Consider the following 4,226-nt stretch of genomic DNA (forward strand, 5'->3'; position numbering starts at 1 on the left):
GCCACAGCGTGGTCGACGCCGCCCTGGTGCACCTGGCCCAGGTCACGCGCGAGGTCATGCGCCCGCAGGACCTGCTGGCCCGCTATGGCGGCGAGGAATTCGTGCTGCTGCTGCCCGACACCGCGGTGGACGCCGGGGTGGCCGCCATGACGCGCCTGCAGCGCGAGCTGACCACGCGCTTCTTCCTGCAGGGCAGCGAGAAGATTCTCATCACCTTCAGCGCGGGCGTGGCGCAGCTGCACGATTCGGAGAGCAGCTTCGACGCCATCAAGCGCGCCGACCAGAGCATGTACCTGGCCAAGCGCTCAGGCAAGAACCGGGTCATGGCAGCATGAGCCCCCGCCGGTGACGCCCCAGCAGCGCCGCGCCTTCCTGCTGCTGGCCGCCCACGGCGCGGCCGCCACCACCCTGCCCCGCTGGGCCTGGGCCCAGCCGCGGCGCCAGCAGGGCAACCCCTTTGCCCTGGGTGTGGCCAGCGGCGACCCCAGCGCCGATGGCGTCGTGCTCTGGACGCGCCTGGTGCCCGACGACAGCCATGCCAGCCAGGCCTTCACCGTGCGCTGGGAGCTGGCCGACGACCAGGGCTTCCAGCGCATCGTGCAGCGCGGCCAGGCCACGGCCCATCCAGCCCTGGGGCACAGCGTGCATGTGGAGCTGGCGGGCCTCGCGCCCGGCCGCTGGTACCACTACCGCTTCATACATGGCGACGCCTTGAGCGCCACCGGCCGCACCCGCACCGCCCCGGCCGCCGACGCCCTGCCCGAGCACCTGCGTGTGGCCTTTGCCTCGTGCCAGCGCTGGGAGCATGGCCACTACGCGGCCTGGCGCCATGTGGCGGCCGATGCGCCCGACCTGGTGCTCTTTCTGGGCGACTACATCTACGAGTACGCCAGCCCCCGGGACACCTCGGGCCTGGCGCGCGTGCACGGCCTGCGCCTGGCGGCCACCCTGGCCGACTACCGCGACCGCTACGCGCTGCACCGAAGCGACCCGGCCCTGCAGGCGGCCCACGCGGCCTGCCCCTGGCTGGTGACCTGGGACGACCACGAGGTGCAGAACGACTACGCAGGCAACACGGGCAAGGGCGACCCTGCGGCCTTCCTGGCCCAGCGCAGCGCCGCCTGGCAGGCCTTCTACGAGAACATGCCCTTGCGCGCCGCCAGCCTGGTGCAGCGCGACTATTCGGCCCTGCAGCTGTACCGCCGCCTGCCGTGGGGCCGCCTGGCACAGCTGCATGTCCTCGATGCCCGCCAGTACCGCAGCCTGCAGGCCTGCCGCACCACCGGTGCCAGCGGTGCCGGTGCCGTGCGCCCCAAGGACTGTGCCGAGCTGGCGGAGCCCGGGCGCAGCTTTCTGGGCAAGGCGCAGGAGCAGTGGCTGGACGCCGGCCTGGGCGCCGATGCCCGCGATGGCCGCACCCGCTGGAGCGTGGTCGCGCAGCAAACCCTGTTCTCGCCGCGCCACTACCCCTCGGGTGTTGTGTCCACCGACAGCTGGGATGGCTACCCCGCCGCGCGCGCCCGCCTGCTGCGGTCCCTCACCCAACATGCCCCGCGCAATGCCGTGCTGCTGGGCGGCGACATCCACCAGAACTATGTGTGCCGCGTGCTGGCCGACATGGCGCGGCCCGATGCCCCGGTGATCGCCAGCGAGTTCTGCGGTACCTCCATCAGCTCGCGCTCGGGCACCACGCAGGACAAGGTCGACGCCGTGGTGCGCCACAGCCCCCACGTCTTGCTGGCGCGCTGCGAGCAGCGTGGCTACGGCCTGGCCGACATCACGCCCGCGCGCTGGACCACCACCCTGCGCGTGCTGGACGACCCGCTGCGCGAGGACAGCGGGGCCAGCACGCTGGCGCGCTTCGTGGTCGAGGACCGGCGCGCCGGGCCAGTGCCGGCCTGAGCCAGGCGCTGCAATACCCTTTCGGGCGCTTGTAGCATCCTGTAAATAAAGCGCCCCGCGGCCGAGCGCGGGCCTTACCATGGCTTGATCCCAGCCCCTTGGAGACAAGCGATGCGCAAGACACCCCCCACCCTGACCCTGCTGGCCGTGGCCGCGCTGCTGGCCGGCTGCGCCAGTGCACCCCGGTTCGACTACACGGTACCCGCCCAGCCCGAGGGCTCCTCTGGCTACACCGAAAAGCCCGGCTGGGCCACCGAGAAGTTCGCCGTGGCCGCCGCCAACCCGCTGGCCACCGATGCCGGCTACCAGATCCTCAAGGCCGGCGGCTCGGCCCTGGATGCGGCGATTGCCGTGCAGATGGTGCTGACCCTGGTCGAGCCGCAGTCGAGCGGCATCGGCGGCGGCGCCTTCCTGCTGCACAGCACCGGCCAGAGGGTGGAGGCCTATGACGGCCGCGAGACCGCACCAGCCGCTGCCGACGAAAAGCTGTTCCTCGGCCCGGACGGCAAACCCGTGCCTTTCCATGACGGGGTCGTGGGCGGCCGCTCGGTCGGCGTGCCCGGCACCGTGCGCATGCTGGAGATGGCGCACAGGGAGCATGGCAAGCTGCCCTGGGCCACGCTGTTCCAGCCGGCGATCACCCTGGCCGAGGGCGGCTTCAAGGTCAGCGCGCGGCTGAACACCTTGGCGGCAGCCGACGCCCACCTCAAGAAGGACCCGGTGGCGGCGGCCTACTTCTACAAGCCCGACGGCGACGCGCGCGACGTGGGCTTCAACCTGCGCAACCCCGAGCTGGCGGCCGTGCTGCGCCGCATTGCGGCCGAAGGCAGCAAGGCCCTGCACGAGGGCGAGATCGCCCAGGCCATCGTGGACAAGGTGCAAACGCACCCCACCAACCCCGGCAAGCTCAGCATGGCCGACCTGGCCGGCTACCAGCCGAAAAAGCGCGAGCCCCTGTGCCACGACTACCCGGTGGCCAGCAAGATCTTTCGCATGTGCGGCTTCCCACCGCCGAGCTCGGGCGCCATCGCCATCGCGCAGATCCTGGGCATCCTCAAGAACACCGATGCGGCCGCGATGCCGCTGGAAAACGATTTGCCCACGGCCGACTGGCTGCACCTGTACACCGACGCCGCACGCCTGGCGTTTGCCGACCGCGCCCTGTACGTGGCCGACCCCGATTTCGTGCAGCCGCCCGCCGGCAACTGGGCCAGCCTGATCGCCCCGGCCTACCTGGCCGAGCGCGCCAAGCTCATCGGCACGCAAAGCCTCAAGGTCGCCCAGCCCGGCAAGCCTGGCGCCGCGACCACCAGCTACGCCCCCATGCCCGACCAGCCCGAGTACGGCACCAGCCACATCAGTATTGTCGATGCCTTTGGCAACGCCGTGGCCATGACGACCACCATCGAGGACCAGTTCGGCGCACGCCAGATGGTCAAGGGCTTTCTGCTCAACAACGAGCTCACCGACTTCAGCTTTGCCCCGGCCGACGCCCAGGGCCAGCCGATTGCCAACCGCGTGCAGCCGGGCAAGCGGCCGCGCTCATCGATGTCGCCCTCGCTGGTGTTCGACAAGGCCACCGGCGAACTGCTCATGAGCGGCGGCAGCCCGGGCGGCGCGGCCATCATCCACTACACTGCCAAGACGCTGTACGGCGTGTTCAACTGGGGCTTGATGCCGCAGCAGGCGATCAACCTGCCCAATTTCGGTTCGATGAACGGGCCTTCATTGCTGGAGGAAAAGCGCTTCCCTTCGCTCACCGTGGAGACCTTGCGGGCGCGGGGGGCGGAGGTGCGGGAGATGAACATGACCAGTGGGTTGCAGGCCATCACGCGGGGGCATGCGCATGGGAAGACGTTGTGGTTTGGGGGGGCTGATCCGCGGCGTGAGGGTGTTGTGATGGGGGACTGATCTGGTTCGTTGGTCCTTTTTTGGAAGCACGCGGTTTGCCTGGTTGAAGGTCGGGAGCCGGGATGTGCGCCCGGCGGCGCAGTAACTTTCTCTTGGGCCGCCAAGAGAAAGTCACCAAAGAGAAGGCGGCCCCCAGTCTGCGTCCCTTCGCTTCGCTGCGGGCAACCTGCGATGCTCGGTCCTGGGGTGGCGTCGCGGAACTCGCTGCGTTCTTCGAACTCCGCTCAAACATCCGCGACGAGCCAGATCACGAAGTGCGTGTGTCCTGCGGCACACGCACCCACCCCAGGCCCTGCGCTTCTCGGCGCAGCCAGCCGGGGTGGGGAGGGGGGTCCGGGACGGCTGCTGCTTCGCAGCTGCGCCGGGGATAGGGCACGCGCTGGGCCCAGCCGCCCTGCCCAGGCCGAGCGCAG

Annotated in this window: 3 protein-coding genes; all 3 read left to right on the top strand. The window is 70.3% G+C overall.

Features of this window, described 5'->3' with window-relative positions; translation table 11 throughout:
- On the top strand, positions 1 to 335 hold a 335-nt coding region (locus ACK59X_RS01950; RefSeq protein ID WP_409954764.1), incomplete at its 5' end, for a GGDEF domain-containing protein.
- 10 nt (positions 336 to 345) lie between these two features.
- On the top strand, positions 346 to 1,902 hold the full coding sequence (locus tag ACK59X_RS01955) for an alkaline phosphatase D family protein (RefSeq protein ID WP_409954765.1): 1,557 nt from the start codon (positions 346 to 348) through the stop codon (positions 1,900 to 1,902).
- A 111-nt stretch (positions 1,903 to 2,013) separates the two neighbouring features.
- Entirely contained in the window at positions 2,014 to 3,813 is a 1,800-nt protein-coding gene (locus ACK59X_RS01960; RefSeq protein ID WP_409954766.1) for a gamma-glutamyltransferase family protein, read from the top strand.
- Positions 3,814 to 4,226: the final 413 nt, after the last annotated feature.

This window comes from Acidovorax sp. (genome assembly GCF_046339755.1).
In the GTDB taxonomy this organism is placed as follows: domain Bacteria; phylum Pseudomonadota; class Gammaproteobacteria; order Burkholderiales; family Burkholderiaceae_C; genus Acidovorax.